The 26,314-nt window shown below is 49.0% G+C and carries 27 protein-coding genes and 3 tRNA genes; 27 read left to right on the forward strand and 3 right to left on the reverse strand.

The features are described 5' to 3' along the window. The first annotated feature begins 70 nt into the window (after nucleotides 1–70). Nucleotides 71–607, forward strand: a complete 537-nt coding sequence (gene dut, locus HPY31_RS02415) for a dUTP diphosphatase (protein WP_172138103.1) — start codon at nucleotides 71–73, stop codon at nucleotides 605–607. A gap of 98 nt (nucleotides 608–705) precedes the next feature. On the opposite strand, the gene HPY31_RS02420 is transcribed toward dut, so the two are convergent. Further along, nucleotides 706–1,008, reverse strand: a complete 303-nt coding sequence (locus tag HPY31_RS02420) for a DUF3846 domain-containing protein (protein ID WP_016740093.1) — start codon at nucleotides 1,006–1,008, stop codon at nucleotides 706–708. Nucleotides 1,009–1,158: 150 nt separating this feature from the next. On the opposite strand from HPY31_RS02420, the gene HPY31_RS02425 reads away from it, so the two are divergent. The 6 genes from HPY31_RS02425 to HPY31_RS02450 all read left to right on the forward strand — a co-directional run bounded on the left by HPY31_RS02425 (nucleotide 1,159) and on the right by HPY31_RS02450 (nucleotide 8,504). Continuing rightward, complete coding sequence (locus HPY31_RS02425; protein WP_172138105.1) at nucleotides 1,159–2,385, forward strand: NAD(P)/FAD-dependent oxidoreductase; 1,227 nt, start codon at nucleotides 1,159–1,161, stop codon at nucleotides 2,383–2,385. A 229-nt stretch (nucleotides 2,386–2,614) separates the two neighbouring features. Then, a complete protein-coding gene (locus tag HPY31_RS02430; RefSeq protein WP_172138107.1) occupies nucleotides 2,615–3,676 on the forward strand; it encodes a sulfate ABC transporter substrate-binding protein in 1,062 nt (353 codons plus the stop codon). Nucleotides 3,677–3,706: 30 nt separating this feature from the next. Beyond that, on the forward strand, nucleotides 3,707–4,543 hold the full coding sequence (gene cysT, locus HPY31_RS02435) for a sulfate ABC transporter permease subunit CysT (RefSeq protein WP_172138109.1): 837 nt from the start codon (nucleotides 3,707–3,709) through the stop codon (nucleotides 4,541–4,543). A gap of 12 nt (nucleotides 4,544–4,555) precedes the next feature. Then, a complete protein-coding gene (cysW, locus tag HPY31_RS02440) occupies nucleotides 4,556–5,422 on the forward strand; it encodes a sulfate ABC transporter permease subunit CysW (protein WP_012686235.1) in 867 nt (288 codons plus the stop codon). Beyond that, entirely contained in the window at nucleotides 5,419–6,540 is a 1,122-nt protein-coding gene (locus HPY31_RS02445) for a sulfate/molybdate ABC transporter ATP-binding protein (protein WP_172138111.1), read from the forward strand. Before cysW ends, HPY31_RS02445 begins: the two co-directional genes overlap by 4 nt. Before the next feature lie 350 nt (nucleotides 6,541–6,890). After that, a complete protein-coding gene (locus tag HPY31_RS02450; RefSeq protein WP_026133996.1) occupies nucleotides 6,891–8,504 on the forward strand; it encodes an ABC-F family ATP-binding cassette domain-containing protein in 1,614 nt (537 codons plus the stop codon). A 69-nt stretch (nucleotides 8,505–8,573) separates the two neighbouring features. Here HPY31_RS02450 and HPY31_RS02455 read toward each other — a convergent pair whose 3' ends face one another. Then, complete coding sequence (locus HPY31_RS02455; RefSeq protein WP_012686240.1) at nucleotides 8,574–8,759, reverse strand: hypothetical protein; 186 nt, start codon at nucleotides 8,757–8,759, stop codon at nucleotides 8,574–8,576. 202 nt (nucleotides 8,760–8,961) lie between these two features. On the opposite strand from HPY31_RS02455, the gene HPY31_RS02460 reads away from it, so the two are divergent. From HPY31_RS02460 to HPY31_RS02525, 14 genes are all read left to right on the forward strand, one after another. Next, complete coding sequence (locus tag HPY31_RS02460) at nucleotides 8,962–10,221, forward strand: M20 family metallo-hydrolase (RefSeq protein ID WP_172138113.1); 1,260 nt, start codon at nucleotides 8,962–8,964, stop codon at nucleotides 10,219–10,221. 128 nt (nucleotides 10,222–10,349) lie between these two features. Then, complete coding sequence (locus tag HPY31_RS02465; protein WP_012686242.1) at nucleotides 10,350–11,207, forward strand: carbon-nitrogen hydrolase family protein; 858 nt, start codon at nucleotides 10,350–10,352, stop codon at nucleotides 11,205–11,207. Nucleotides 11,208–11,243: 36 nt separating this feature from the next. After that, complete coding sequence (locus HPY31_RS02470; protein ID WP_172138115.1) at nucleotides 11,244–11,915, forward strand: GNAT family N-acetyltransferase; 672 nt, start codon at nucleotides 11,244–11,246, stop codon at nucleotides 11,913–11,915. A gap of 41 nt (nucleotides 11,916–11,956) precedes the next feature. After that, nucleotides 11,957–12,628: a GNAT family N-acetyltransferase gene (locus HPY31_RS02475; RefSeq protein ID WP_172138117.1), complete on the forward strand. Its 672-nt coding sequence runs from the start codon at nucleotides 11,957–11,959 to the stop codon at nucleotides 12,626–12,628. Beyond that, nucleotides 12,629–12,979, forward strand: a complete 351-nt coding sequence (locus tag HPY31_RS28710) for a hypothetical protein (protein WP_253901645.1) — start codon at nucleotides 12,629–12,631, stop codon at nucleotides 12,977–12,979. Then, a complete protein-coding gene (locus HPY31_RS02485; protein ID WP_172138119.1) occupies nucleotides 12,976–14,274 on the forward strand; it encodes a sigma-54 interaction domain-containing protein in 1,299 nt (432 codons plus the stop codon). Before HPY31_RS28710 ends, HPY31_RS02485 begins: the two co-directional genes overlap by 4 nt. A gap of 162 nt (nucleotides 14,275–14,436) precedes the next feature. Beyond that, nucleotides 14,437–15,306 carry an energy-coupling factor transporter ATPase gene (locus tag HPY31_RS02490; protein ID WP_172138906.1) on the forward strand — a complete coding sequence of 290 codons (870 nt, stop codon included), beginning with the start codon at nucleotides 14,437–14,439 and terminating at the stop codon, nucleotides 15,304–15,306. Next, a complete protein-coding gene (locus HPY31_RS02495; protein WP_172138121.1) occupies nucleotides 15,303–16,163 on the forward strand; it encodes an energy-coupling factor transporter ATPase in 861 nt (286 codons plus the stop codon). Before HPY31_RS02490 ends, HPY31_RS02495 begins: the two co-directional genes overlap by 4 nt. A gap of 13 nt (nucleotides 16,164–16,176) precedes the next feature. Then, nucleotides 16,177–17,013: an energy-coupling factor transporter transmembrane component T family protein gene (locus tag HPY31_RS02500; RefSeq protein WP_172138123.1), complete on the forward strand. Its 837-nt coding sequence runs from the start codon at nucleotides 16,177–16,179 to the stop codon at nucleotides 17,011–17,013. A 66-nt stretch (nucleotides 17,014–17,079) separates the two neighbouring features. Next, complete coding sequence (locus tag HPY31_RS02505) at nucleotides 17,080–17,637, forward strand: ECF transporter S component (RefSeq protein WP_016740391.1); 558 nt, start codon at nucleotides 17,080–17,082, stop codon at nucleotides 17,635–17,637. Next, nucleotides 17,637–18,599: a P1 family peptidase gene (locus HPY31_RS02510; protein ID WP_172138125.1), complete on the forward strand. Its 963-nt coding sequence runs from the start codon at nucleotides 17,637–17,639 to the stop codon at nucleotides 18,597–18,599. The genes HPY31_RS02505 and HPY31_RS02510 overlap by 1 nt, the downstream gene beginning before the upstream one ends. A 38-nt stretch (nucleotides 18,600–18,637) precedes the next feature. Further along, a complete protein-coding gene (locus HPY31_RS02515) occupies nucleotides 18,638–19,855 on the forward strand; it encodes a M20 family metallopeptidase (RefSeq protein WP_172138127.1) in 1,218 nt (405 codons plus the stop codon). Between the two features lie 143 nt (nucleotides 19,856–19,998). Continuing rightward, entirely contained in the window at nucleotides 19,999–21,786 is a 1,788-nt protein-coding gene (locus tag HPY31_RS02520) for a M3 family oligoendopeptidase (protein ID WP_172138129.1), read from the forward strand. A 120-nt stretch (nucleotides 21,787–21,906) separates the two neighbouring features. Further along, nucleotides 21,907–22,155 (forward strand): hypothetical protein, encoded by a 249-nt coding sequence (locus HPY31_RS02525; protein ID WP_012686254.1) that lies wholly within the window; start codon nucleotides 21,907–21,909, stop codon nucleotides 22,153–22,155. 79 nt (nucleotides 22,156–22,234) lie between these two features. Here the strand turns inward: HPY31_RS02525 and HPY31_RS02530 are convergent, their stop codons facing one another. Continuing rightward, on the reverse strand, nucleotides 22,235–23,143 hold the full coding sequence (locus HPY31_RS02530) for a C40 family peptidase (protein WP_172138131.1): 909 nt from the start codon (nucleotides 23,141–23,143) through the stop codon (nucleotides 22,235–22,237). Nucleotides 23,144–23,321: 178 nt separating this feature from the next. On the opposite strand from HPY31_RS02530, the gene HPY31_RS02535 reads away from it, so the two are divergent. The 6 genes from HPY31_RS02535 to HPY31_RS02560 all read left to right on the forward strand — a co-directional run bounded on the left by HPY31_RS02535 (nucleotide 23,322) and on the right by HPY31_RS02560 (nucleotide 26,305). Continuing rightward, nucleotides 23,322–23,398, forward strand: a tRNA-Asp gene (locus tag HPY31_RS02535). 43 nt (nucleotides 23,399–23,441) lie between these two features. Next, nucleotides 23,442–23,517: transfer RNA gene (locus HPY31_RS02540), tRNA-Thr, on the forward strand. 7 nt (nucleotides 23,518–23,524) lie between these two features. Continuing rightward, a tRNA-Leu gene (locus tag HPY31_RS02545) sits at nucleotides 23,525–23,611 on the forward strand. Nucleotides 23,612–23,789: 178 nt separating this feature from the next. After that, nucleotides 23,790–24,836, forward strand: a complete 1,047-nt coding sequence (locus HPY31_RS02550) for an NAD(P)/FAD-dependent oxidoreductase (protein ID WP_172138133.1) — start codon at nucleotides 23,790–23,792, stop codon at nucleotides 24,834–24,836. 158 nt (nucleotides 24,837–24,994) lie between these two features. After that, nucleotides 24,995–25,624 carry a VanW family protein gene (locus HPY31_RS02555; RefSeq protein WP_172138135.1) on the forward strand — a complete coding sequence of 210 codons (630 nt, stop codon included), beginning with the start codon at nucleotides 24,995–24,997 and terminating at the stop codon, nucleotides 25,622–25,624. A gap of 135 nt (nucleotides 25,625–25,759) precedes the next feature. Further along, nucleotides 25,760–26,305 (forward strand): hypothetical protein, encoded by a 546-nt coding sequence (locus tag HPY31_RS02560; protein ID WP_172138137.1) that lies wholly within the window; start codon nucleotides 25,760–25,762, stop codon nucleotides 26,303–26,305. Nucleotides 26,306–26,314 lie beyond the last annotated feature (9 nt).

Here is a 26,314-nt window from a genome sequence, read left to right on the forward strand (position 1 = left end):
TGGATGAGGTTGCTTCTTGTACACTATGAATGGTAATCAGCCGACAGGCTATATGAGGAGAGACTACTACATGAACATGACAAATGAGCGCCCGGTTACACAGGTGAAAATTAAAAAGCTCCACCAAGACGCCGTGATCCCAGCGTACGCGAGAGCAATGGACGCGGGCTTTGATCTGGTCGCGGTAGAGGATACATTGATTGCCCCAGGACAATCTGCAAAGGTTCCAACAGGCTTGGCGTTCGCGCTTCCAGAAGGATTTGAATTGCAAGTGCGCCCTCGCTCCGGGATCAGTGCAAAAACAAAGCTGCGCTTGTCCAATGCACCAGGGACTGTTGATGCTGGTTATCGCGGTGAAGTATGCGTCCTGATCGATAACATTCGGATCGCATCCGGAAAAAGTGGCAAGGTATGTCTGGGTGCTGGCGAAAACGAAGTAACCGTTGAACAAGAAGTCGATGCACATAGCTACTTGATCAAAAAAGGGGATCGGATTGCACAAGGCGTGATTGCAATCGTTCCAGTCGCGAAGTTCGAAGTAGTCGATGAGCTGGATGAGACGGAAAGAGGAGCGGGTGGCTTCGGCAGTAGCGGTATCAAGAGCTAGTTCTTTTTCTATTTGAGTGAAAATACAAGACCCCTGATCATCAGCCGTGTACATGGACGTGAGCTGATAGGTCAGGGGTCATTGTTTTAATCAAAACCTCATCCTTTGGAGGATAAAAACCGGTCAATTCTCGAAAGGTCGTCAGCTGTAAGCGAACGCCCATCTGCTTTGACGAATACGCAAGGTCCATAGACCCAGTCTAGAAAACCATCTGACGTGATGGGGAAATTATTTGCTTCTACTCCGCGAGCATCTTCATTCACAACGAGGGAGATTCCCTCCAGATGGTCATCTTCCACTACCTCATAGTCTCCGCCCACCAGCTCCTGTAGTTCATCCGTCCCAGCGATTTCTCGAACAACTGCATTTTCGTGCGGAAGCTTTACGTATACTGTAGTCAAGCGCAATCACTCCTTCTGACACCCATCATAACGTATAAGCAATGAATTGGGCGATAGGGGAGGGGATGCCGGTTGGCGTGTTGGTTATCCTAATGGTTGAGAATTGAAGGAACGTCCATAATGATTCTTTCAGCCTGAGGGGACATGCTGATGATATTTGTGACCGGAAAATTGTATTGGCCAGAAACATTTCCAGTGCCACCCCTCTATCCCACTCTTACTGAGGATGTGAAGTGTGATGTCCTCATCATTGGTGGCGGAGAGGCAGGAGCGCTCGTTTCCTATTATTTGAAGCAGCATGATATGGATGTCATCCTCGTGGATAAACGGCGGGTGAGTGGGGGCAGCAGCAGCGCTAATACCGGTTTGCTGCAAATATGCAACGATAAAACGCTGACAGCCTGTATCCATTCGTTCGGTGAGCAAAAAGGAGTTCGTTTTTACGAACTGACGCGGCAGGCTGTTGATGAATTGGAAAAAATCTCGGGGCAGCTAAACCAATCTCCCGATTACATAAGGCGTGACAGCTTGTATTATGCAAGTAAACCAGCTGATGCAGAGAGCTTGCGGACAGAGTACCAGTTATTGAAGAAGTACGGCTTTCCAGTCACGTATTTGGAGCGTTCAGAGATAGAGCAGCGATTCTCCTTTTCGAAGGCAGGGGCCATTTTTTCCAAGGGAGATGCGGAACTCAATCCGTACAAATTTACCAACGGTGTGATCGCCCACTCTGTGAAAAAAGGGATGCGGGTATACGAAAACACGGAAGTTGTGCATCAAAAAGTGCAGGATGGAGGACTTTTGGTCTATACAAAAAGTGGGTACACAATCAAGTGCATGCGTGCCGTGTTTGCGACAGGCTATGAAGCGCAAGCCATGAAACGCAATGCCAACGCGGTGATTTCCAGCTCGTTTTCCATCGTGACCAATCCAGTCGAAGAACTTAAGGGTTGGCCGAATGCCTGTTTAATCTGGGAAACCGCCCGTCCCTATTTGTATATCCGTACTTGTTTGGAGGGCAGAATCATTGTCGGAGGACTTGATGAGCCGTTGAACGACCTACAAAAGAAGGATACTTCTAGTCTGAAGAAGCGGGATCAATTGCTCGCAAAGATTCAAGAGTTATTTCCACAGATTCCCATGCGGGCCGAATATTATTGGGGGGCGACTTTTGTTGAAACGCATGACGGACTCCCGCTGTTTGGGGAGCAGGAGGGCTATCCGCATTGCTTGTTCACGCTAGGCTACGGAGGGAACGGAACCGTCTATTCCACGATCGGCGCGCAAATCATCAGTGATCTGATTACAAAAGGAAGTCACACGGACGCCGATCTTTTTGCTTTTGACCGGAGGAAATATGCCAGTGCCACAGTCTGATCGAAACAAGCTTTCCCATTTGAGCGGGAAGGCTTGTTTTTTTAAAAAAATGAGAACGGGCGGGCCCAAATTGACTGGATAGGCGATTAACATTTGAACGTGGCCTACCTGCCTAGCATAGGGTAGATGGAAATATCGTTGACAGGAACAGAAAGGCAGGTATAATCTTCAATAACAGAGTATTCCGAGTAAATTACTATAGATTAAAAGAGGAGTGAAGGTGAGCTGTATGAAAACCACGAAAGGCAAGGTCCAGACGATCCTGCAACGCGTAGGAATCGTTGCTATGGCTGTTGCTATGGCTGGCTGCTCGGCTGCTGCACCAGCAGAAACTGGTAAGGGAGCAGGGGGCAGCAACTCTACGGTAGAGCTGCTCAATGTTTCCTACGATCCGACGCGAGAGTTTTACCAAGATATCAACAAGGAGTTTGCCTCAGAGTGGCAACAAAAGACAGGTCAAACAGTGACGATCAAGCAATCACATGGCGGTTCAGGCAAGCAATCCCGCTCCGTCATCGATGGTTTGGAAGCAGATGTGGTGACCCTTGCCCTCGCTTACGATATTGACGCGATTGCCGAACACGGTCTGATTCCTGCTGATTGGCAAAAGAAGCGCTCGGAAAACAGCTCGCCTTACACCTCCACGATTGTGTTTCTGGTACGTAAAGGCAATCCGAAGCAAATCAAAGATTGGGATGATTTGATCAAGCCTGGTATCTCCGTGATTACTCCGAACCCGAAAACGTCTGGCGGAGCCAGATGGAATTACTTGGCTGCCTGGGGTTATGCCTTAAAGACAAATGGGGGAGATGAAGCGAAGGCACAAGAATTCGTCGCACAACTGTTTAAAAATGTACCCGTCCTCGATTCCGGGGCGCGCGGTTCGACCACTACTTTTGTCGAGCGTGGCATGGGGGATGTGCTGATTGCATGGGAAAACGAAGCGTATCTCGCGGTCAATGAACTTGGGAAAGACAAGTTTGAGATTGTAAATCCGTCCGTGAGCATTTTGGCTGAACCGCCTGTCACCCTCGTTGACAAATACGCTGACAAGCACAAGACAAGAGAAGTAGCGGAAGCGTACCTCCAGTTCCTGTATACCAAAAAAGGCCAAGAGCTCGCAGCCAAGCATTACTACCGCCCTCGTTCACAGGAAGTACTCAAAGCACATAAACCCGCATTCCCTGACATCCAATTGTTTACCATCGATGAGTTGTTTGGCGGCTGGACGAAAGCACAAAAGACTCATTTTGCAGATCAAGGCGTCTTCGATCAACTTTATAAACCATAGACCTACACTTTCCTCAGAGGAGTTACCTTCATGAGAAAATCACTCCGCAACAGAGGGTTTCTGCCAGGCTTTGGCATGACCATGGGCTATACCATCATCTACCTGAGTCTTCTGGTGCTAATCCCTCTGTCTGTCTTGTTTTTAAAAGCTTCGACGATGAGCTGGGAGCAATTCATCGGGACGATTATGGATACGAGGGTCCTTGCCTCTATTCGTGTGAGTATTATGACTTCTTTTTTCGCGGCTTGTCTCAATGCGGTGTTCGGTGTCTTGGTGGCATGGGTGTTGGTTCGCTATCAGTTTGCGGGGAAGCGGATCATTGACGGCATTGTTGACCTGCCTTTTGCTTTACCTACCGCAGTAGGCGGGATTGCCCTGACTTCTATTTACGCTGAAAATGGCTGGATCGGGCAGTACCTGGCGGAGTGGGGGATCAAGGTAGCGTACACCCCCATCGGTATATGGGTCGCACTAACATTCATCGGTCTTCCTTTTGTCGTCAGAACCGTCCAGCCTGTTTTGCAGGATTGGGATTTGCAAATGGAGGAAGCGGCGGCTACGTTGGGCGCTACCCGATGGAATACATTTTGGCGAGTGGTTTTGCCGCATCTGTTACCAGCAATCATTACGGGTTTTGCGCTTGCCTTCGCCAGAGCCTTGGGGGAGTATGGCTCCGTCGTTTTCATCTCCGGGAACATGCCGTTGAAAACAGAGATTGTGCCCCTTTTGATTATGACCAAGCTGGAGCAGTTTGAGTATGCAGGCGCTACGGCAATTGCAACCGTCATGCTTGTTATTTCCTTCGTCATGCTTTTGGTCATCAACTACTTGCAATGGAAAATTAATAAATTCGATGCGGCCCGTTAGGAGGTATGACGTATGAAGCATTTGACGGAGCCAGCTTATATTCGATGGACACTGATTATCGTGGCCATGCTCTTTCTCGGTTTGTTTTTGATCATGCCACTAGTGGCTGTTTTTACAGAAGCATTTCGGCAAGGGGCGGAGGTGTTCGTTGCCGCTATTACTGAGGAGGAAACGCTATCCGCTGTTAGGCTCACCTTGCTAGTGGCAGCCATTAGCGTACCGCTGAATGTGACGTTCGGGATCGCTGCTGCATGGGCAATCGCCAAGTTTTCGTTCCCGGGTAAAAATGTGTTGCTCACGTTGATAGACTTGCCATTTGCCGTATCTCCAGTCATTGCGGGCCTAATCTTTGTCCTCTTGTTTGGAAGTCAAGGTGTGGCGGCACCCTTGCTTGCGGCGTGGGATTTCAAAATTATTTTCGCGGTTCCGGGTATCGTGCTTGCGACGACCTTTGTTACCTTTCCGTTCGTCGCTCGTGAACTGATTCCGGTCATGGAAGCACAGGGGAGAGACGAGGAGGAAGCGGCAGTCTCGCTCGGAGCAAGCGGCTGGAAAACATTTTTACGGGTCACGCTGCCAAATGTAAAATGGGGGCTCTTGTACGGGGTTATTTTGTGCAATGCCCGCGCTATGGGTGAATTCGGGGCAGTATCCGTCGTTTCTGGTCATATCCGCGGCATGACCAATACGCTCCCGTTGCATGTGGAGATTCTCTACAACGAATACCAATTCGCTGCTGCCTTTGCGGTAGCCACCTTGCTTGCTGCCTTAGCCTTAGTGACGCTTATTCTGAAAAGCCTGATCGAGTGGAAGACCGAGCGGCAGGTAAAGCTGGATGAGGAACAACACTACGACGTGACAGGAGAGAGAGCTGGATGAGTATCGAGGTAGTGAACATAACCAAGTCTTATAAGAGCTTTACAGCGCTGAAAAATGTAAATTTGCATATCCCGGAAGGCGAACTCGTAGCGCTTCTCGGACCTTCCGGATCGGGAAAGACGACGCTTTTGCGTCTCATCGCTGGACTGGAGCAACCGCAGGAGGGGAGGATTCTCTTTCACGGAGAGGATAATACGAACCGCGACGTGCGCGAGCGGCAGGTTGGGTTTGTTTTTCAGCATTACGCCTTGTTCCGGCATATGAACATCTTTGACAACATTGCGTTTGGATTGTCCGTTCGCTCCCGCAAAACACGACCGAGCAAGGAAGAAATCAGTGAAAAAGTTCATTCGCTGTTAAAACTCGTGCAGCTAGAAGGTCTCGCGCATCGCTATCCCTCACAGCTATCTGGTGGGCAGCGCCAGCGTGTTGCATTGGCGAGGGCGTTGGCAGTGGAACCAAAATTTTTGCTGCTGGATGAACCGTTTGGCGCTTTGGATACGAAAGTGAGGCAGGAGCTGCGTCGCTGGCTCCGTCATCTGCACGGGAAGCTTGGGCTAACGATTCTATTCGTTACACACGATCAGGAGGAAGCGATGGAATTGGCGGATCAGGTAGTTGTGATGAATGCAGGGCGAGTGGAGCAGGTAGGTTCGCCCGAAGAAATTTATCATCATCCGGCGAATCCGTTTGTGTACAGCTTTCTTGGGCGGGTCAATCTGTTTCACGGACGAATCCAAAATGGCAAAATCAAGCTCGGTGAGGCAGAGTTCGAGACAGATTGGAAGGACAAAGCGGTGGAGGCTCCCGCTGTCGGGTACATGCGGCCACACGATGTAGAGATCTCAGTGCGCCCGCCAGAGGGGAAGTCTGCCAGATCGGTTCAGGCTGAGATTAACCATATTTCGCTTTTGGGGCCGATCGTTCGCCTTGACCTAAAGCGTTTGGACACGGGGGAGGTATTTGAGGCAGAGATGAGCAGGCAGCGCTTTATGGAGCTAAACGTAGAAGAGGAGAGCATTGTATACGTGACGTTGCACAATGTATCAATTTACGTGGATTCACAACCTGTGCAGACACATCGCCCTGCCCGCGTTCCGTTGCAGGCTAGTGTTTGATCTGATTTCTCGCAAATAAACCGGTCTGCATATGCCGCAGGCCGGTTTTTGATGGAGTCACTCGTTATTCGCCGCGTTGCTTGGAGCGTGTCTGTTCTTTGCTAATTGTGTTCGATCTGCGGGTTTGTGAAGGGTTTTCTTTCTTTCCCATCTCATTTTTGACACCATTTTGCTTGGACATATCGTAAGCCTCCTTCCCACTGGATTGCCATGGTAGTTTTCCCTGCCAGAGTCCATTTCATGAATCCAGTATTTTTTGCTAGGCGCGAAATCGTTTACCTTTTGCAAAATGAGGTCATCTCTGGTAAGATAAGTGTTTGAACGATTCAAAAAAGGCAGGTATTGCGACGATGATAAGCACTCAGAACGTGACGCTGCGCTACGGGAAGCGCGCACTGTTTGAAGATGTATCCATTAAGTTTACCCCAGGTAACTGTTACGGCCTCATCGGTGCGAACGGTGCAGGGAAGTCTACCTTCGTGAAGATCCTCTCCGGAGAGATCGATCCGACGAGCGGTCACGTTTCGGTGACACCGGGCGAGCGTATCGCTGTATTAAAGCAGAACCACTTTGAATTCGACGAGTACGAAGTGTTAAAAACGGTAATTATGGGCCACAAGCGCCTATTCGAGATCATGGAAGAGAAGACCGCTCTTTACATGAAAGAAGATTTCTCTGAGGAAGACGGCAATCGCGCGTCCCAATTGGAGGGAGAATTCGAAGAGCTAAACGGCTGGATGGCCGAAGCAGATGCAGCTAGCTTGCTGATCGGTCTCGGTATCCCGACAGACCTGCACGACAAGCAGATGAAGGATCTTGCAAGTACGGAGAAGGTACGTGTTCTGTTGGCGCAAGCGCTGTTTGGTAATCCACACATCCTGCTTTTGGATGAGCCGACGAACCATTTGGACATCGAGTCGATTCGTTGGTTGGAAAACTTCCTGGCGGATTATGAAAACACCGTCATCGTTGTATCCCATGACCGTCACTTCCTGAACAAGGTATGTACGCACATTGCGGATATTGACTTTGGCAAAATTCAAATGTACGTAGGTAACTACGACTTCTGGTACGAATCCAGCCAATTGGCGCTGAAAATGGTTCGTGATCAGAATAAGAAGAAAGAAGAAAAAATGAAGGAACTGCAAGAGTTTATTGCGCGTTTCTCTGCGAATGCTTCCAAGTCCAAGCAGGCGACTTCGCGTAAAAAGCTGTTGGAGAAAATTACGTTGGAAGACATTCGTCCTTCCAGCCGTAAGTATCCGTTCATCAACTTCAAGCCAGAGCGTGAAGCGGGTAAAAACCTCGTAGCTATCGAAGGCTTGAGCAAGACGATTGAAGGCGAAAAACTGTTTGAAAACCTTCACCTCACCATCAACAAAGGGGACAAAGTTGCATTTGTCGGACCAAACGAGCTGGCGAAAACAACCTTCTTCCAAATCTTGATGGGCGAAGTTCAGCCTGATAGCGGTTCTTTCGAATGGGGCGTTACGACTTCCCAAGCGTATTTCCCAAAAGACAATGCGGAGTACTTTAACTCCGATTTGAGCCTGGTTGACTGGCTGCGCCAATACTCCAAAGATCAAGATGAGACGTTCATTCGTGGATTCCTCGGTCGCATGCTGTTCTCTGGAGATGAAGCGCTGAAAAAGGCAAACGTATTGTCCGGGGGAGAAAAAGTTCGTTGCATGCTGTCCAAGATGATGCTGGCGAGTGCCAACGTATTGATCATGGACGAACCGACGAACCACTTGGATTTGGAATCCATTACTGCATTGAACAACGGCTTGATTGAGTTCGACGGTACACTTCTCTTTGTATCTCATGACCACCAGTTCGTTCAAACCATTGCGAACCGGATCATTGAGTTCACGCCGAAGGGTGTCATTGATAAAATGATGACATATGACGAGTACCTGGAGAGCGATGAAATCAAACGCCTGCGTGACGAGCATTACGCGTAAGCTACCTACGCACATATAAAAAGCCCTTGGCTTCGCACTAATTGAAGTGCTAAAGTCAGGGGCTTTTTTTCATGAAACGGGGTCTTCCACGAACTCGACTTTATTTAGGAACGCTTCCTTGCTCGAGAAAATAACGCGCTCTTTTCGCGGGGAAGTAAAGAATACCACGATATACTGGTCATCGATGTATTCTACCGTACCTCGTTTCTTTGGTCTTTGTATGGTCTTCACTGGTTTATTCAACCACTCGGTCATCTGTTGTTCCTCCTACCTGCTTTCCCATTCATTATACCAAGATTAAAGACGATTTTCCTGACCCAATCTATACAGAATCGCTTCATTTGAGGAAATTTCTACTAGGAACAGGACGAGTTGAATACCATTTGGGAAGAGGCACATGCATAAGGTAAGGATGAGTTTTCGTCTATCACGGCCAAGATGAGGAGGTCCTTCGAGCATGAACGTAAAAGCGAGGAAGCTTACGATCAACGAAGAACGACTGCAAAAACGAATCGAGCAATTGGCGCAAATTGGGAAAATAGGCGAAACGGGTGTATGTCGACTCGCTTTGTCTGCTGAAGACCGGGCAGGCGTAGAGCTGGTGCGTAGCTGGATGGAAGAAGCAGGCCTTCAGACGCGGATCGATGACTTCGGAAATTTGATTGGCCGGATGGCGGGGAAGGATGAGCAAGCCCCGATCCTGATGATTGGCTCGCATATCGATTCGCAGCCGTACGGGGGTCAGTACGATGGCGTGATCGGCGTATTGGGGGGACTGGAGGTCGTCCAGACGTTGAATGAACAAGGAATCATGCCTGCACAGCCTATTGAGGTCGTTGCGTTTTGTGACGAGGAAGGATGTCGTTTTCAAAAAGGACTGTTTGGTTCCAAAGGCATTCTTGGTATGCTGGAACCGGCGGACTTGGAGAGGACGGATAAAAACGGGGTCACACGCAGGCAGGCACTGATTGATTTTGGCTGCGACCCTGATCGCCTGGAAGCGTCTATTTATCCAAAAGGCAGAATCGGTGCTTATCTGGAACTGCATATTGAGCAGGGGCCGATTCTCGATGACGCGAGGGAAGCGATTGGGATCGTGTCGGCGATATCAGGGCCATTGTGGTGGACGGTCGAGCTGACTGGCTTTGCCGGGCACGCTGGTTCCGTACCGATGTCGATGAGAAAGGATGCCCTAGTCGGAGCGGCAAAAGTAATTTTGGCAGTGAACGAGCTGGCAAAGCTCGATCCACAAGCGCCAACAGTCGGTACGGTCGGTCACTTGGAGGTTTTCCCGGATTCGCGCAATATCATTCCCGAGCGGGTGCGTTTTTCGATTGATTTGCGGGATATCGATTTGAAGCGTCGCGATGAGCGCGAACAAGTGTTGCGCGAGGCGATTGAGCTAGCTGCTGTAGAAGGTGGGTTGCACTATACCATTACGGAAGATACAAATAGTGAGCCGCGTTATTGTGCCGACTGGATCAAGGCAATCATGCATGAGGAGAGCAGCAAGCTCGGTGCCTCTGTGCGCGAGCTGATGAGTGGTCCTTTCCATGACGCATTGGCGCTCTCCTACGTTTGTGATTACGGGATGATTTTTGTCCGCTGCAAGGACGGTATCAGTCATAATCCGCAAGAATACGCAGCCTATGAAGACGTAGCACTCGGAACAGAGCTGCTCTACAAAACCGTTTTGCGGATGTGCATCAACCAATAATGGTGAGAGTCGCCCGTCTAAGCGGATAGGCGACTTTTTTCATACAGTCTATGACGAGACTTTACAGACTGTTTTTGATATATTTTAGTCTGAGAGGTTGTTATCACGTCTGAGGAAGGAAGAATGGAATGAAAATGCGTGTTTCCGCTGTGCAGTACCATCTGCATACCATACATAGCTTTGAAGACTTCGCCAATCAAGTTGAGCACTACGTGAAAAACGCGCAAGAGTATGACACAGAATTTCTCCTTTTCCCGGAACTGTTTACGACTCAACTCATGTCAATCGGAGACGAACAAGGCAACGCGCTGCCGATTACAGCATTGCCATCATTCACGGACCGATATGTCGAGCTGTTTCGTTCCCTCGCTGCCAAATATGAGATGCATCTGATTGGTGGAACGCACATCATCGAGGAAAACGGCAAGCTTTACAATACGGCTTTTCTGTTCTACCCGGATGGACGTGTAGGCCAGCAGAAAAAAATCCATATCACGCCATGGGAAGTAAAAGGCTGGAACATGGGGGCTGGCGATTCGCTGCAAATCTTTGAGACCGACAAAGGGAAGGTAGCGATGATTATTTGCTACGACATCGAGTTCCCTGAGTGGGTGCGCATCGCCAAAGCACGGGGTGCAGACGTCATTTTCTGCCCATCCTGCACAGATGATCGTCACGCGTTCCACCGCGTACGTTATACCAGTCATGCCCGGACAATTGAAAACCAAGTGTATGTCGTGCTGACTGGAACAGTAGGCTCGTTGCCGACCGTTGATTTCATGCGAGCGAACTTTGGACAAGCGGCGATCTTGACACCAAACGATGTTCCATTCCCTCCGCGAGGCATTCTTGCTGAAGGGGAAATCAACCACGACATGATGGTTACCGCTGACCTGGATATCCAATTGTTATACGACGTGAGGGAAAAAGGTTCTGTCACAACGTGGCGCGACCGCCGCACCGATTTGTATACAGACTGGAAGTAAGCATTCCATCGTGATCTGGACAGCAGGAGGATGCATATGTACAGAAAAGAGCTGTATGTATTTGAAGGGAACAAGCCACGGAAAGCCGTCTTACGCAACTACAATCGCGCAGACTTCTTCGAATTGATCCAAATACAGGCGGAGAGCTTTCCCCCGCCGTTCCCGTCAGAGCTATGGTGGAACCAGGAGCAGCTGACGAACCATATTACGCTCTTCCCGGAAGGTGCCATTTGTGTGGAAGTTGACGGCGTTTTGGCAGGTTCGATGACAGGGTTGCTCGTGAAGTTTGATCCGGCTCACCCCGAACATAAGTGGGAAGATGTCACGGATAGCGGTTATATCCGTAACCATGATTCTGAGGGGGACACGCTGTACATCGTAGATATTTGCATCCGCCCGAGCTTTCGCAAGCTGGGATTGGGTCAACAGATGATGCAAGCAATGTATGAGCTGGTGGTGCAAAAAGGACTGCGCAGATTGCTCGGCGGAGGTCGCATGCCAGGATATGGACATTATGCAGACCAATGGACACCTGAGCAGTACTTGGAGCATGTTCTGACAGGGGAAGTAAGAGACCCGGTGATTACATTTCTCATGCACTGTGGTCGCACGCCTGTTCAGGTCGTGGCGAATTATTTGGAAGATGAGGAATCTCGCAACTACGCGACACTCATGGAATGGAAAAATCCATTTCAACAGCATCGGTAGGGGTTTATCCGACACAATCGATTCGAAAGGGGATTTGACTGATGGAATTCGTACGTATTCAACATATTGACAATCCGCTGTTTGCGAAGATGCACCGTTTGATGCAAGAGGTGTTCCCACCTGAGGAAGTATTGGCGTACGATCTGTGGAAAGAACCGCTCGAAGATCCAGGCATTCGCGTATTTGTAGCTGTACACGAAGGAGAAGTTGTGGGCGCTACCGAATACCGTTTTTACACAGACATGAACGTAGCCATGACAGACTTCACGATCATTGGTCGCGAAGGACTCGGAGTGGGACGCTTCCTCGCCAGAGAGCGTCAAAAGGACCTGCTCGCTTTGGCTGCTGAAAACGGCAAGGAGCTGTACGGGATGTTTGCAGAAATCTACGACCCGTACCGCGTGGCAGAACACAGCTTTGGCAGAATCAAGCCAATGGACCCATTTGTACGCCGTGAAGTGCTCTCGCATCTGGGCTACAAACGTACGAACTTTACGTATGTGCATCCGTCCTGGCAAAATGACGGCGAAGCAGTATCCGGACTTGACCTGGGCTTCATGCCGACTAACGAGGAGCAAACAACCCTCGAAGCGGATCTGATCGTCACGTTCTTGAAGCAATATTACGCCGTGCTTCCACAAAAGCCACAAGCATGGCTCGACATGGTGAAAGACTTGGAGAGCAAAGAAACGGTGGAGTTACTCCCTATCTAATTGAAAGACAACAAGAACCAACTCTCCTGTGGAGCGATGTTCGCGTCTCCATGGGAGTTTTTCGTAGTGCGCAAGTCAGATTATTATGAAAAAACAGAGGTGAAACAGGTGAACGCTCAAAATCTAGCATCGATCTTCCTTTACATAGCCGTCATCTTTCACTTGCTGGGCATGAGTGGCTGGACTTCTGCAAAGCTGGCACAACCAATCGAGCTAGCCATCCTCGCACTAATGCTCCTGTCCATTTTCATTTTACGGAAAAAGAAACGAAAAAAGCGTCGGGCAAGAAGGCCAGCACCGGAAGTAGCAGTCATGCTTGAGCATGCCGAGGAAGGAGAACCAGGCAAATGATCCATGACATCCACATGCAGGCGATTCTGGACGCTTCTCATGACGGGATCATTGCGGTCGATCGGGATTCCATAATAATCGGAGTTAATAAAAACGCAATGGAAATACTGGGCCTGCCAAGTAATATTATTGGACAAAAAATTACCCGATATATCCCTAATTCAGATATGTTGAGGATTTTGGCAACGGGAAAAAAAGAAATAGGTGACATTGCCACGATCCTGAATCGACAAATTATCATCAACCGTTTGCCTATTGTCGTAGAGGGTGAAATCGTGGGGGCGGTTTCCACTTTTAAAGAGATTACCGACATTCAAAAAATGGAGATGCGCATTCGCAAGCAGAGCATGGAGAGCGGCTTGGAAGCCAAATTCCGCCTGGAGGATATCGTTGGAGAATCTGCTGCGATCCGGGAAGCGAAGGATTGGGCGGAAACATTTGCACGGACAGATGCGACCGTTCTTATACAGGGGGAGACTGGGACTGGCAAGGAGTTGTTCGCCCAAGGGATTCATTTGAGCAGCCAGCGTGCAACTGGGCCGTTCATCCCGGTTAACTGTGCGGCTCTCCCCGGCAATTTATTGGAGAGCGAGTTGTTTGGATATGAGGAGGGCGCTTTTACTGGCGCGCGAAAAGGTGGAAAGCCCGGGCTGTTTGAATTGGCCCACGGAGGCACCCTGTTTCTCGATGAAATCGGAGAGATGTCGATTCCGATCCAAGCGCTGCTCTTGCGTATCTTGCAGGAGAAAAAAGTGCGCAGAATCAGCGGAGAGCGTATCGTCCCTGTCGATGTGAGAATCATTGCGGCAACGAATCGAGATTTGGAACGACTGGTTGAGGAAAAGCAGTTTCGCTCAGACCTGTACTTCCGATTGAATGTGTTGACGCTTGAGTTACCTGCTTTGCGAGAGCGAATGGAAGATATTCCTCTATTAATGACATCGATTATGGAAGAAATCAAGGAACGGGAAAATAAAAGGCATTTGAAAGTAGAAGAGACCGTTTTCCACGTTCTCAAACAATACGACTGGCCAGGCAATGTACGAGAGCTGCGCAACGTGGTGGAAAGAATGGTCTTGCTTTGCAAGGATGACGCGCTTGGCAAGAGGGACACAGCTTTTTTTGCCAAGAAGCTGTATCAGCGACAAGCTTACCGAGATCAAGAAGAGGGAGAAGCAGAAGCGATCCGAAAGGTTTTGGCCAAGACGAAGGGAAACAAAGGGGAGGCGGCGAAAATTTTGGGAATGGATCGGTCCACCCTATGGAGAAAAATGAAGCGCTACGAAAGGTCGTAAAAATTGATGCAATTGCAACATCGTGGATGCATATTTGCAACAGAGAGCCACCGTTAGTCAGGTAATTTACAGAAAATTAAAAACATATTCATTTGGCATGGTAGTTGCTTATTTATGGAGGACACAACACATACGACTTTTACGAAGAGGCGAGGGGAGAGCATGACACCACAACCGATTATACGTGTAGAAAATGTCTCGTTTGCCTATCAGGTTAACCAAGATCAACTAATTCCTGTCCTGCAAAACGTCTCCCTGGAGGTGTTTCCAGGAGAGTATGTCGCCATCATTGGTCATAATGGGTCCGGTAAGTCAACGCTGTCCAAGCATCTCAATGGAATTTTGACTCCAACGGAAGGCGATGTCATCGTTAACGGAATCAACACGCGTGAAAAACAGCGGATTCATGAAGTGAGGAGCCGTGTCGGGATGGTTTTTCAGCATCCGGACAATCAGATTGTCGCGACGATTGTAGAGGACGATGTGGCCTTCGGATTGGAGAACATCGGAACATCGGCGGAAGAGATGAAAACACGAGTGGATTTTGCCCTAGAGGCAGTCGGAATGAGTGCCTTTCGCCATCGACCGCCTCATCATTTGTCTGGCGGACAAAAGCAGCGGATCGCCATTGCGGGGATATTGGCGATGAAGCCCCAAGTCCTTGTCATGGATGAAGCGACGAGTATGCTAGACAGCTACGGTAGACAGGATATTTTGGCAGTTGTTCGCAAGCTGCACCGCGAAGGAATGACGATTGTCACAGTGACCCATCACATGTCAGAGGTAGCAGAAGCGGATCGCGTCATCGTGATGGAGGGAGGCAAGATTGTATTGCAGGGCACTCCGCGAGAAGTATTTTCCCATCAGGAAAGACTTCGCGAGCTGCATCTGGATGTTCCGGACGCGAGCCGGATTGCTCATCTCGTTCATTCCGAATATAGCGAATTTAGACCTGATCTCATCCACAATGAGGAAGTTGTCGCGGAGGTTAATCGTCTGTACGTCAGACAAGCGGAGGCGAGTGGTTCATGACGCAACCGATCGTAAACGTAGAAAATCTATCTCATGTCTATATGCAAGGAACGCCTCTCGAACATCGTGCTCTCGATCAGGTAACCATCCAGGTTGCAGAGGGCGAATGCTTGGCCATTATCGGTCATACCGGCTCGGGAAAATCGACGTTAATCCAGCATTTTAACGGCCTGATTCGCCCTCAGTCCGGTACGGTCATCATTAATGGAATGGATGTCTCTCAACCGAAGATCGATATACGTACGTTGCGCAGACAAGTAGGGCTCGTTTTTCAAAACCCGGAGGATCAACTGTTCGAAAAGCTGGTCGGTGATGATGTAGCCTATGGCCCTTTTCGGATGGGGCTTCCCTTAGAGGAGGTGCGGCGACGCGTTCAGTGGGCGATGGACTTGGTTGGTCTCTCGTTTCAGGAGATGAAAGACAGACCGACTTTTGCCTTGAGTGGCGGACAGAAGCGCAAGGTGGCATTGGCTGGCGTCCTCTCCTTGCAACCCAAGGTTCTCGTGCTTGACGAGCCAACAGCAGGGCTAGACCCGCGCTCTCGTCTTGAGCTATTGGAACGCATCCGCCGTCTCAATCGGGAAGAAAAGCTTACGGTTATTTTCGTCTCACACAATATGGAAGAGGTCGCAAAGCTCGCTGATCGCGTTTACGTCATGGCAAACGGCCATTCAGTCTGCGAGGGGACACCACGAGAAATTTTTGGCAATCAGGAATTACTGCGACAGCATCATATCGGCACACCGGAATCCGTTGATATTTTATACAGGCTCCGTGAGCAGGGCTACAGCATCGATCCAAGCGCTTTTTTACCTGAAGAGACGGCAATGGAAATTTTGAAACTGATGAACCGCTAAGGAGGGGGTCCACATGTCAGCAGAATTTGAATTGACGCGCAATATTACCATCGGTCAATATTTACCCACTGCTTCTGTCGTTCATCGTCTCGATCCTCGTTTCAAGCTGGGGGCTTTCGTCATCCTCATCCTAGCGATTGCCATCTGTGATACATACGTGGGCAACCTGTTTGCTTTAGCTATTTGTATCTGGATGTTTCAAATCTCGAAAATCCCCCTGCATTACGGCATATCCGGGATCAAGCCCGCCATCCCCTTTATCATTATTTTGGCAATCATGCAGTTGCTTTTCTACGGGGAGGTTGTCAATGGCGGAACCGTTTATTTGAAATACGGCTTCATCACGATCACGAGTGAGAGTGTGCGCCTCGTCATCGTGTCAGCTATGCGCTTTGTAGAGGTCATATTCTTATCGAGTGTCCTCACGCTGAGCACTTCTACGACGGAACTCACGCACGGAATGGAACGACTGCTAGGGCCCTTGGAAAAAGTAAAGTTTCCGGTTCACGCGTTTGCATTGATCATCACGATTGCTGTGCGATTTGTACCTACCTTCGCGATGGAAATGGAAAAAATGATGAAAGCACAAGCGTCCCGTGGTGCAGATTTCGGGACAGGAGAATGGTGGCGGATCATCCAGCGAACAAAAGACATGTTTCCCATCATCATCCCGTTGTTTAATGTGGCGCTTTCCAGAGCAGAAGATTTGATTTTGGCAATGGAAGCCAGATGCTACACACCAGGTGCCGCACGGACTAGATACACCCAATACAAGGCAGTAGGCAAGGATTACGTCGCGCTGATCGCAAGCGTTGTCATTTCTGCCATCATGCTCGCCATACCTTGGTAAGGGAGACTAGCGGGAACTCGCCCGAGTAGGGCATTCCACATAAAACGCGTAAAAGGAGGAGTATGCATGGAAAAAGGCTTGACCGTTCGCAAGATTGTCATTGCAGGCGTTCTGGGCGCGATCGCGATTTTGCTCGGGGTGACACGTCTCGGCTACATTCCGGTTCCGACAGCAGCGGGCAATGCCACTATTATGCACATCCCGGCAGTTATCGGGGGCATAATGGAGGGCTGGGGCGTTGGTATGATCATTGGCCTTATATTTGGAGTCTCTTCTTTCTTAAATGCCACCGTTCCGCTTTTTAAAGACCCTCTCGTCGCAATCCTACCACGCTTGTTCATTGGTGTGACTGCTTACTTGACTTACGTTGGTTTGAAAAACGTCAATCAGTATGTAGCGATTGGTGCCGCTGGCTTTATTGGGGCAATGACCAACACGATCCTGGTACTGGGCATGGCCGTCATTCGAGGCTATATGACCCTCGGTGTAGCGACCACGGTCGCGATCACGAGTGGTTTGCCAGAAGCAATTGTGTCTGTCATTGTTACGGTGGCAGTTGTTGCAGCTTGGAAAAAATTGGGCTCAGCAGGCAGACAAAAATCAAAAATTTCAGGAGACTTATAATGAGTGGAACGATTGTTGACGTACCTGGCGTTCTCGTCGGGCATGCACAAAACGAAGAAACATTAACGGGATGTAGTGTGATTATGTTGGAAAAGCCATCTGTCTGCGGTGTGGATGTCCGGGGTTCTGCCCCGGGCACCCGAGAGACGGACCTCTTGGACCCTGTCAATCTGGTGAGTGTCGTCCATGCGATTTGCCTTTCCGGTGGTAGTGCATACGGTTTGGATGCTGCCACAGGTGTCATGCAGTATTTGGAAGAACAAGGCATCGGACTGGATGTTGGCTTTGGCGTCGTTCCTATCGTTCCAGCAGCAGTTTTGTTCGATCTGGCTGTAGGCGACTATCGGGTTCGTCCGGATCGTCAAATGGGCTATGAGGCAGTACAGGCAGCGAGCAGTGAGACAGTAGCACAAGGAAACGTCGGCGCTGGTACAGGTGCGTCAGTAGGAAAGCTGAATGGATTTGGGAATGCGATGAAGAGCGGGTTGGGCACAGCTTCCGTGATTCTACCCAATGGACTCGTCGTTGGGGCTATCGTCGCTGTCAATGCGGTCGGTCATGTCGTAGATCCCCAGTCAGGGACGATCATAGCTGGACCGAGGGATGAACAGGGAACGATTCAGGATAGCATGGAGTTAATGCGCCAGCGAGCTTTTGCCCCGATCCCTCCAGGTACAAACACGACGATAGCCGTAGTCGCGAGCAATGCCCGCTTGTCCAAAGCAGAAGCAAACAAAGTAGCGCAAATGGCTCACGACGGGCTTGCCCGTACGATCCGGCCGATTCACACTCTGTACGATGGCGATACGATCTTTGCGGTAGCAACAGGCGAAGTCGAGACGAGTGTAGACTTGGTGGGCGCGTTATCCGCAGATGTGCTGGCTGAAGCCGTCATCCAAGCCGTTAAGTACGCAGAGGAGGCAGGGGGACTGCCTTCTTATCGCAGTTACTTCCAGAAATAGGTGTACCATAATTGGGATGCAGAGGAGAGGATTGGCGGATGAATCAGGTGATATCCTTTGTTGACGAGCAGGAGGTTGTGCGCCTAACACAGGAGCTCGTTAGAATTCCGAGTGTGTTTCGCCCCGATCAGGCAGGAGCGAATGAAGAGCGGGTCGCGCTATTTGTCGCCGATTATCTTCGCAATATGGGGTTGCAGGTAATCTATGAAGAGGTTGTTCCGGGCAGGCCGAATGTCATCGCTTTCTACGATTCGGGTAGACCAGGCAAAACGCTTTTGTTCGAAGCCCATACAGATGTCGTAACAGAAGGGGACCGGGGTGCTTGGAGCTACGACCCTTTTGGCGGGACAATATCTGGTGGGCGTATCTACGGGCGTGGCTCCTGTGACACAAAAGGAAATCTGGCTGCCGCGATATGTGCCGTCAAAGCTATCCAACGATCCAAACAGTCTTTTACAGGCAAAATCCTCCTGTGCATCCCTTGCGATGAGGAGGGCATGATGATTGGGATCAAAGATTTCATCCGGCGAGGCTGGGCCAACAACGTCGATGCTGCGATCATCTGCGAACCGGAAGAAAATCAGCTCTGCATCACGCAAAAAGGGGCGATGCGAGCGATTCTTCGTACGTTTGGCAAAATGGCGCATGGAGCTATGCCATTGACAGGAATCAATCCGAACACAAGGATGGCACGCGCTATAGTCGCATTAGAGGGGCTGGAGCGTAAGGAAATGGCTCGTCTGGGAGAGCACCCGATGTTGGGGTGGCCGAGTATTACTCCGACAATTTTGCAGGCACCGGTCAAAGGAGACGCTCAAATCAACGTCGTACCAGATCAATGCATGACTACACTTGACATTCGCACGGTACCCGGGCAGGACCACCAAGGGCTGTACAAAGAAATCAGTGCCATATTAGAAGGATTAAGTAAAGAAGATGACAAGTTCAAAGCCACCTTGGAAGTCATCGAAGAGCGTCCTTGGACGTTGACTGGCATGAAGGAAGAAGTCGTGACTGCTGTCGCAAGCGCCTATCGGGAAATCACGAAAAAAGAACCCGTATACAATGGCGTTCCAGGTGCGACAGATGGAACCTTCCTGCACAAGGCAGGCATTCCGATTTTGACAACAGGCGCAGGCGATCGCCACATCCCTCATCATGCAGACGAGTACCTAGCGATTGACCAATTGGTAGAATCTACCCAGCTTTTTGCCTTGTCTGCCTTGACGTTTTTGACGCAGCCAGTACGCGGTTGATCGCCTACAAAAGAACTCTGCTTACGCTACGGCAGAGTCTTTTTTTTTCTCGCAAAAGAAGTTTTCTTAGTAAAAACTTGCAGAATCTATCTAATTTTTTTTACAATAGGCTTGTTACATAAGTGAAAAGGAGGCGTGTGCCCATGAATATGCGCTGGAATTTGGACGTCTTGTATTCCTCATTTGATGCACCAGAGTGGAAACAAGATTGGGAGAAGTTCGTACAGGAAACAGAAGAGATAAAAAGCTGGGCAGCGCAAAACTTGCAATCTTCAGAAGATGCAGTAGCGAAGATGGAGAAATACATCACGATGATGACCTCCGTCCTGCAAACGCAATTCCGCTTGTATGCCTACGGAGAGCTGACTGCCAGTGTCGATGCCAAGAATGAGGCAGCATTGCTCGCGATTGAAAAAGTGCAGAATCAGGCTGTTGAATTGGTTGAACCAGGCGTACAATTCCAAAAATGGTTAGGATCGTTGAGCAACCTGGACGAGTTAATTTCCCAATCGGAATTGTTAGAAACACATCGTTTCATGTTGACAGAAATGTCAGACAAGAGCAAATACATGCTGAGCGAAAAAGAAGAAATCGTCTTGGCAAAAATGAAGAATACAGGATCAAATGCATGGACAAAGCTCCATGAAATGCTGACCTCCACATTGCTGGTAGACATTACAGTCGATGGGGAGCACAAACAGCTTCCATTGCCAGTGGTGCGAAACATGGCGAACGAAAAAGATTCGCAGCTTCGCAAAACCGCATACGAGGCGGAGCTTGCTGCTTACAAAAAAATCGTTGATGCTGCTGCTGCCAGCTTGAACGGAATTAAGGGCGAGGTTATTACCGTAGCAAAGCTCAGAGGCTATGAATCACCACTGGATAAGACGTTGCAAGACTCCCGCATGGATCGCGAGACACTCGAAGCAATGCTTCAGGCTATGCGTGAGAGCCTGCCATCCTTCCATCAATACTTCCGTACAAAGGCGAAGCTGCTCGGTCATGAGAGCGCTCAGTTGCCGTTTTATGATTTGTTTGCGCCAGTGGGCGAGGCCGACATGCGTTTCTCCTATGAGGAATCCCGCGATTTCATCGTGAAGCATTTTGGTAGCTTTAGCGAAAAGCTCGCCAACTATGCAGCACGAGCTTATGACAATCATTGGATAGATGCAGAGATTCGTGAAGGCAAGCGTGGAGGGGCATTCTGTTACAACTTGCACATCGTAGGGGAGAGCAGAATTATGTCCAACTACACAGGCAGCTACAGCGATGTGAGCACAATGGCACATGAATTGGGACATGGCTATCACGGAGAATGTCTTGTAAACGAAGCATTCTTGAATAGCGACTACCCAATGCCAATCGCTGAAACCGCGTCCATTTTGTGCGAAACCATCATTGCCAATGCAGCGCTTGAACAAGCGACCTCCGAGGAAGCATTTGCGATTTTGGAAAATGATATCAGCGGAGCAAGTCAGGTGATCGTTGATATTTATAGCCGTTACTTGTTCGAGACGGCTGTATTTGAGCGCAGAACAGAAGGTGCCTTGTCTGTTTCCACTCTGAACGAACTGATGCTGCAAGCGCAGAAGGATGCGTACGGAGATGGTTTGGATCCGGCAGCCCTGCACCCGTACATGTGGGTATGCAAACCGCACTATTATAGCGCGGATTACAATTTCTACAACTTCCCGTATGCCTTTGGACTCCTGTTCGCGAAAGGCTTGTACGCAGAGTATCTCAAGCGCGGGGAAGCTTTTGTTGAGCAGTACGACAAGCTCTTGTCCGTAACGGGCAAAATGAGCATTGCGGATGTAGCAGCCATCATGGATGTTGATGTACGCTCCGTTGATTTCTGGCGGAATTCCCTCACTTTGGTTGCAAAAGATATCGAAAAATTCGTTGAGCTCGCGTCTGCTCGCCTGAACTAAATAGGAAGAACGTCCGCTATGCCATTAGCGGGCGTTTTTTATTTATGCTGCAAAGCGTTTTTGTGCGCATAGGGAACAGAGGGGAAGGAGAAAGTAAGAAAAAACAGATGAGGTGATTACGTGGTAAATGGATTGCAGTTACTCGACCTATTACGGGAAACGGAGAACAAAATGCTGCATTTACATAGAGCCATCGACAGAGTAAGCAGCGAGCCGGATTTCAAGGAGTCTGTCAGTGTTCTTACCGTAGTCGTTCGTGATTATCAACTTCAGCTCGACAAAATGAAGCAAGCGTTGGGCAAAATTGAAATCGGAGGGCAACAGCAACAACAGCAGCAACAGCAGGGACATAATACCGAAATACATTAAGCATAGAACGACAAACGGCCCTCGGACTGCGCTGAAAAGGCAGACAGGGCTGTTTGTTTGCTTATCCGTGCAGGAAAGCTTACTGGAAATTAGCGTAACGCTTCACACCGTAAAACGGGTAGAGCTTATGCATGTATTCGACTTTGCCATAACGAACATCTTCGCCATTCGCGTGCACGATTGCTCCATTACCCAGATAGATCGCTACGTGGGACACGCGTCCTTTTCCAAGGGCATCGTAGAACAAAAGGTCACCCGGCTGTGCTTGATCCAGTGATACTTCTTGACCGCCACGGAATTGATCTTCAGAAGTGCGCGGAAGTGTAACCCCAAGCTGTTCAAAAACGTATGAAGTAAAGCCACTACAATCAAAGCCATTCGGAGTCGTTCCACCTAAAACGTATGGTGTTTTGAGCAATGGCTCAAAAATTTCCTTCAAACGACCCAGATCTTCTGCATTTACCTCGGCAGGCAGCGAAACGGTAGAAGTGAGGTTTGGACTGAGGAATTCTGTAGCAACGTATGCTTCACGATCTTCGAATTCGATTTTCGTCCATTCACTACCCGTTTCTACGACTTCTACAATGGAACCGGATCGTAGCTTGCCTAACACTTTTGCGTCAGTCGAAGGCTTTTTACGCACATTCAGCACGTCACCAGTGACACGGGCTTTTTCACCAGCGGTTAGTTCTTTAGACTCAGTGGTAGCGTTATCATTCTGATCGACAGTTACATCGGAAGGAATGTCTGTCGCAATGGAGCCAGAAGTGTTTGCACCATGAATTGACAAAGTTTGTCCAATTGACAATCGATCATCATTCAGTTGGTTCCATTGAATAATTTGATCCACCGTGACCTGATGTTCGCGAGCGATCTTGCTCAACGTATCACCTGCTGATACCACATATGCCGATGAGGAAGCATGGGCAGCAGTAGGCAGCAGAGTGAAGAGGGCGAGGAAGGTGAGTAGCCTCGAAGTCTTTTTCATGTCATCGTCTCCACCAATCTACTAAAATCTGCATATCTAGATAAAATTCTATCGGATTTTGCTTGGTAAATCTATGAAAAAATTAATCTTTCTATTATTTTTAAAAAACTATTGCGTCACGAGATAGGATTGTGCTATATTACAGAAGTCGCCGCAAGATGGTGGACAAAAACCACATGGAGCTGTGGTGAAGTTGGAGTTCACGCCGGTCTGTCACACCGGAGGTCGCGGGTTCGAGTCCCGTCAGCTCCGCCATTCTTTTACTTGAATGTGCGAATTGAATAGTTTTTCGTAACGTGCCGGTATAGCTCAATTGGTAGAGCACCTGACTTGTAATCAGGGGGTTGTGGGTTCAAGTCCTATTGCCGGCACCATTTTTATGCGGTCGTGGCGGAATTGGCAGACGCGCTAGATTCAGGTTCTAGTGGTGGCAACACCGTGGAGGTTCAAGTCCTCTCGACCGCACCATATAGCAAACAACAGGTTCGTAAATTAGCGGATGAAGCTAATTACGAGCCTTTTTATTTTTTCTAGCAGGTTGAATCCTCCTCCATTTTCCATTACAATCACATTGTGATAATGAATCTCATTTTCACTATCGCTTGATGATTGATAAACAAATGAGAAAGACAGTGGAGGGGTAGTTGTGGGAGAACAGTTGGAGCTGTTTGATGTAACCATTATCGGCGGTGGCCCTGCGGGGTTGTACGCTGCCTTTTATAGCGGAATGCGCGATATGAAGACGAAACTCATTGAAGCGAAAGAAGAGCTCGGTGGACGAATGTTGATCTATCCAGAAAAAATGATCTGGGATGTAGGCGGTGTACCACCACAGTTATGTGAAAAGCTGATTGCCAATCTGGTGCAACAAGCGAAGACATTTGATCCTACCATCGTCTTAGGTGAGGCAATCATTGGGCTAGAGCCACAAGAAGATGGAACGTACATACTCGTTGCAAAATCAGGGAGACGGCATTGGACCCGCACGATCATATTGGCTTTAGGCCGAGGTATTTTGAAAATGGCAAAGCTGGAGATCGAAGGAGCAGAGCGCTACGAGGTGACAAATCTTCATTATACCGTGCAGGAACTGGAGCCGTTCCGTGGCAAGCACGTCCTTATCTCAGGTGGCGGGGACTCCGCGGTCGATTGGGCAAATGAACTGGTGCAGATTGCAGCGTCCGTAACGGTTGTGCATCGCCGAGATGTATTTGGTGGACATGAACGGAATGTGAAGCGCATGAAAGAGTCATCTGCGATCGTACGCACCCCATATGCGGTCACGCAATTGCAAAGCTCTGACAAAGAAACAATCGATAAAGTGACGATACGTCATCTAGAGACAGACGAGACGGAGCAGATCAATGTCGATGCCATCATCGTTAATCACGGATTGAAGGCTGATTTCACCGGGATTAAAGAGTGGGGCTTGGACATGGATGAATGGAACGTATTTGTCAGCCCTCGTCTGGCAACGAATCTACCAGGGATTTTTGCAGCGGGCGATTTTGCGAGTTTTGACAGCAAGATTACGCTGATCGCGGGGGCATTCACCGATGCGGCTGTGGCCGTAAACAGTGCCAAATTGCACATTGACCCGGTAGCAGATCGGATGGCGTACGTTTCTTCTCATAACCAGCGCTTTAAAGAAAAGAACAAAGCCCTTGGGGTTATCGATGAGGACGACGAGTAGAATTGATGTAGGACAAAAAGCCCAACATTTGCAGGTTGATTGTCGCTTTTCCCATACGTTACATTGTAAGAGGCAAGGTAGAAAAACTAGGTCAGACGATATAAATAGGGAACTTCGCACTAGATAATCGATCAACAAATGTGGGAGAGGAAGTAGAAATGAAGAAAGTTCGGCATTGGCTGATCACGATGGCTACAGTGGCCCTTGTGTTCTCGCTCAGTATGAACTTCGCGCCTGAGCATGCAATGGCATTACAAGTAGACCAGGTATCTCTTTCTATCGAGTTGCAGGATCAGTTACAGGAAAAGTATGTGGAGAAGATGGGCCTCAAGGAAGACGAGGTTCTCGGCTTTTATTACTCATCGATGAAAAACAGCACAGATGAGCGTAAACATAACATCAAGCAAGCATTGAGCAAGATTCATAATGAAAAAATCAAGCCGCAACAGGTGTTTTCTTTCAACGAGATAGTGGGAAATTCGAATTTGCCTGACGGTGGTTGGCAAAAGGCTGGAGTCATTCAGAACGGGCAGCTCGCTGATGACTATGGAGGCGGGATATGCCAGGTTTCCAGCACGCTTTACAATGCAGTTGCTGAAGCGGGAATGATCACGGTGGAACGGCATAACCATAGCAAATCGGTGAGATACGTGCCAGCGGGTCAAGATGCCACAGTCGCGTATGGCTATATGGATTTTAAATTTGTCAACTTGTATGACTTCCCTGTGAAAATCAAAGCAAAATCATACGATGACGAACATGTTGTGATTGCGATCATACGTGCGTAGCTTCGAAGGAATAAAGGGGGCATCCTATGGATGAACCCTGTTTTTTTTTCGGTATTTTGACAGGGAAAAAATGGTTATTGATTTGGTTTTGAGTCATGCATTCCTGACCATACTGTTTTAGAAGGAGGTGCCGTGATGTTCGTTCAGGTGACAGGTGATTCACACAAGCAAGAGGTTCTCGTCATGGGAGAACGGTTAGATCGCCAGCAGGATGGTTGTTATCTTTTGCCTGGGAGACTTGTCCACGCATTGAAGCCACATGATTTGCCAGTAGGAATCCCATTCAAGCTCGCGGGTGCGCTGCCCTCTGGCTACGGGTTTTATCGGGAAGACTCTGTTATTTTCCGGCGGACGAATGATACTCCCTCCCTGTGGATTGATGTTACTTCTACATATATAGTTGCTGAATGGGATGGCATGTTCTCGGTGGAAGCAACGGTTGAAGCCAGAAAGCATGTCGTGGAAAAACAACAGCAGTTTGCCTTTGTTCTCTCCGAAGCGACAGAGCAGCATGTGATTTTCCATTACGAATTTTCCTGGACCTCCGAGCAAGAGATGGATCTGGAGGGTGCGTTGGAATCTATTTGTGATACGGTGATTGAAGTAGAAGCACGAGGAAATGCCCGTCTTTGGCCTGGCTATGGAAACTGCATGGAAGAGGACGAACAAGACAAGCTGTAATACGCCATG

It is taken from the genome of Brevibacillus sp. HB1.3 (assembly GCF_013186635.1).
Lineage (GTDB): Bacteria > Bacillota > Bacilli > Brevibacillales > Brevibacillaceae > Brevibacillus > Brevibacillus brevis_D.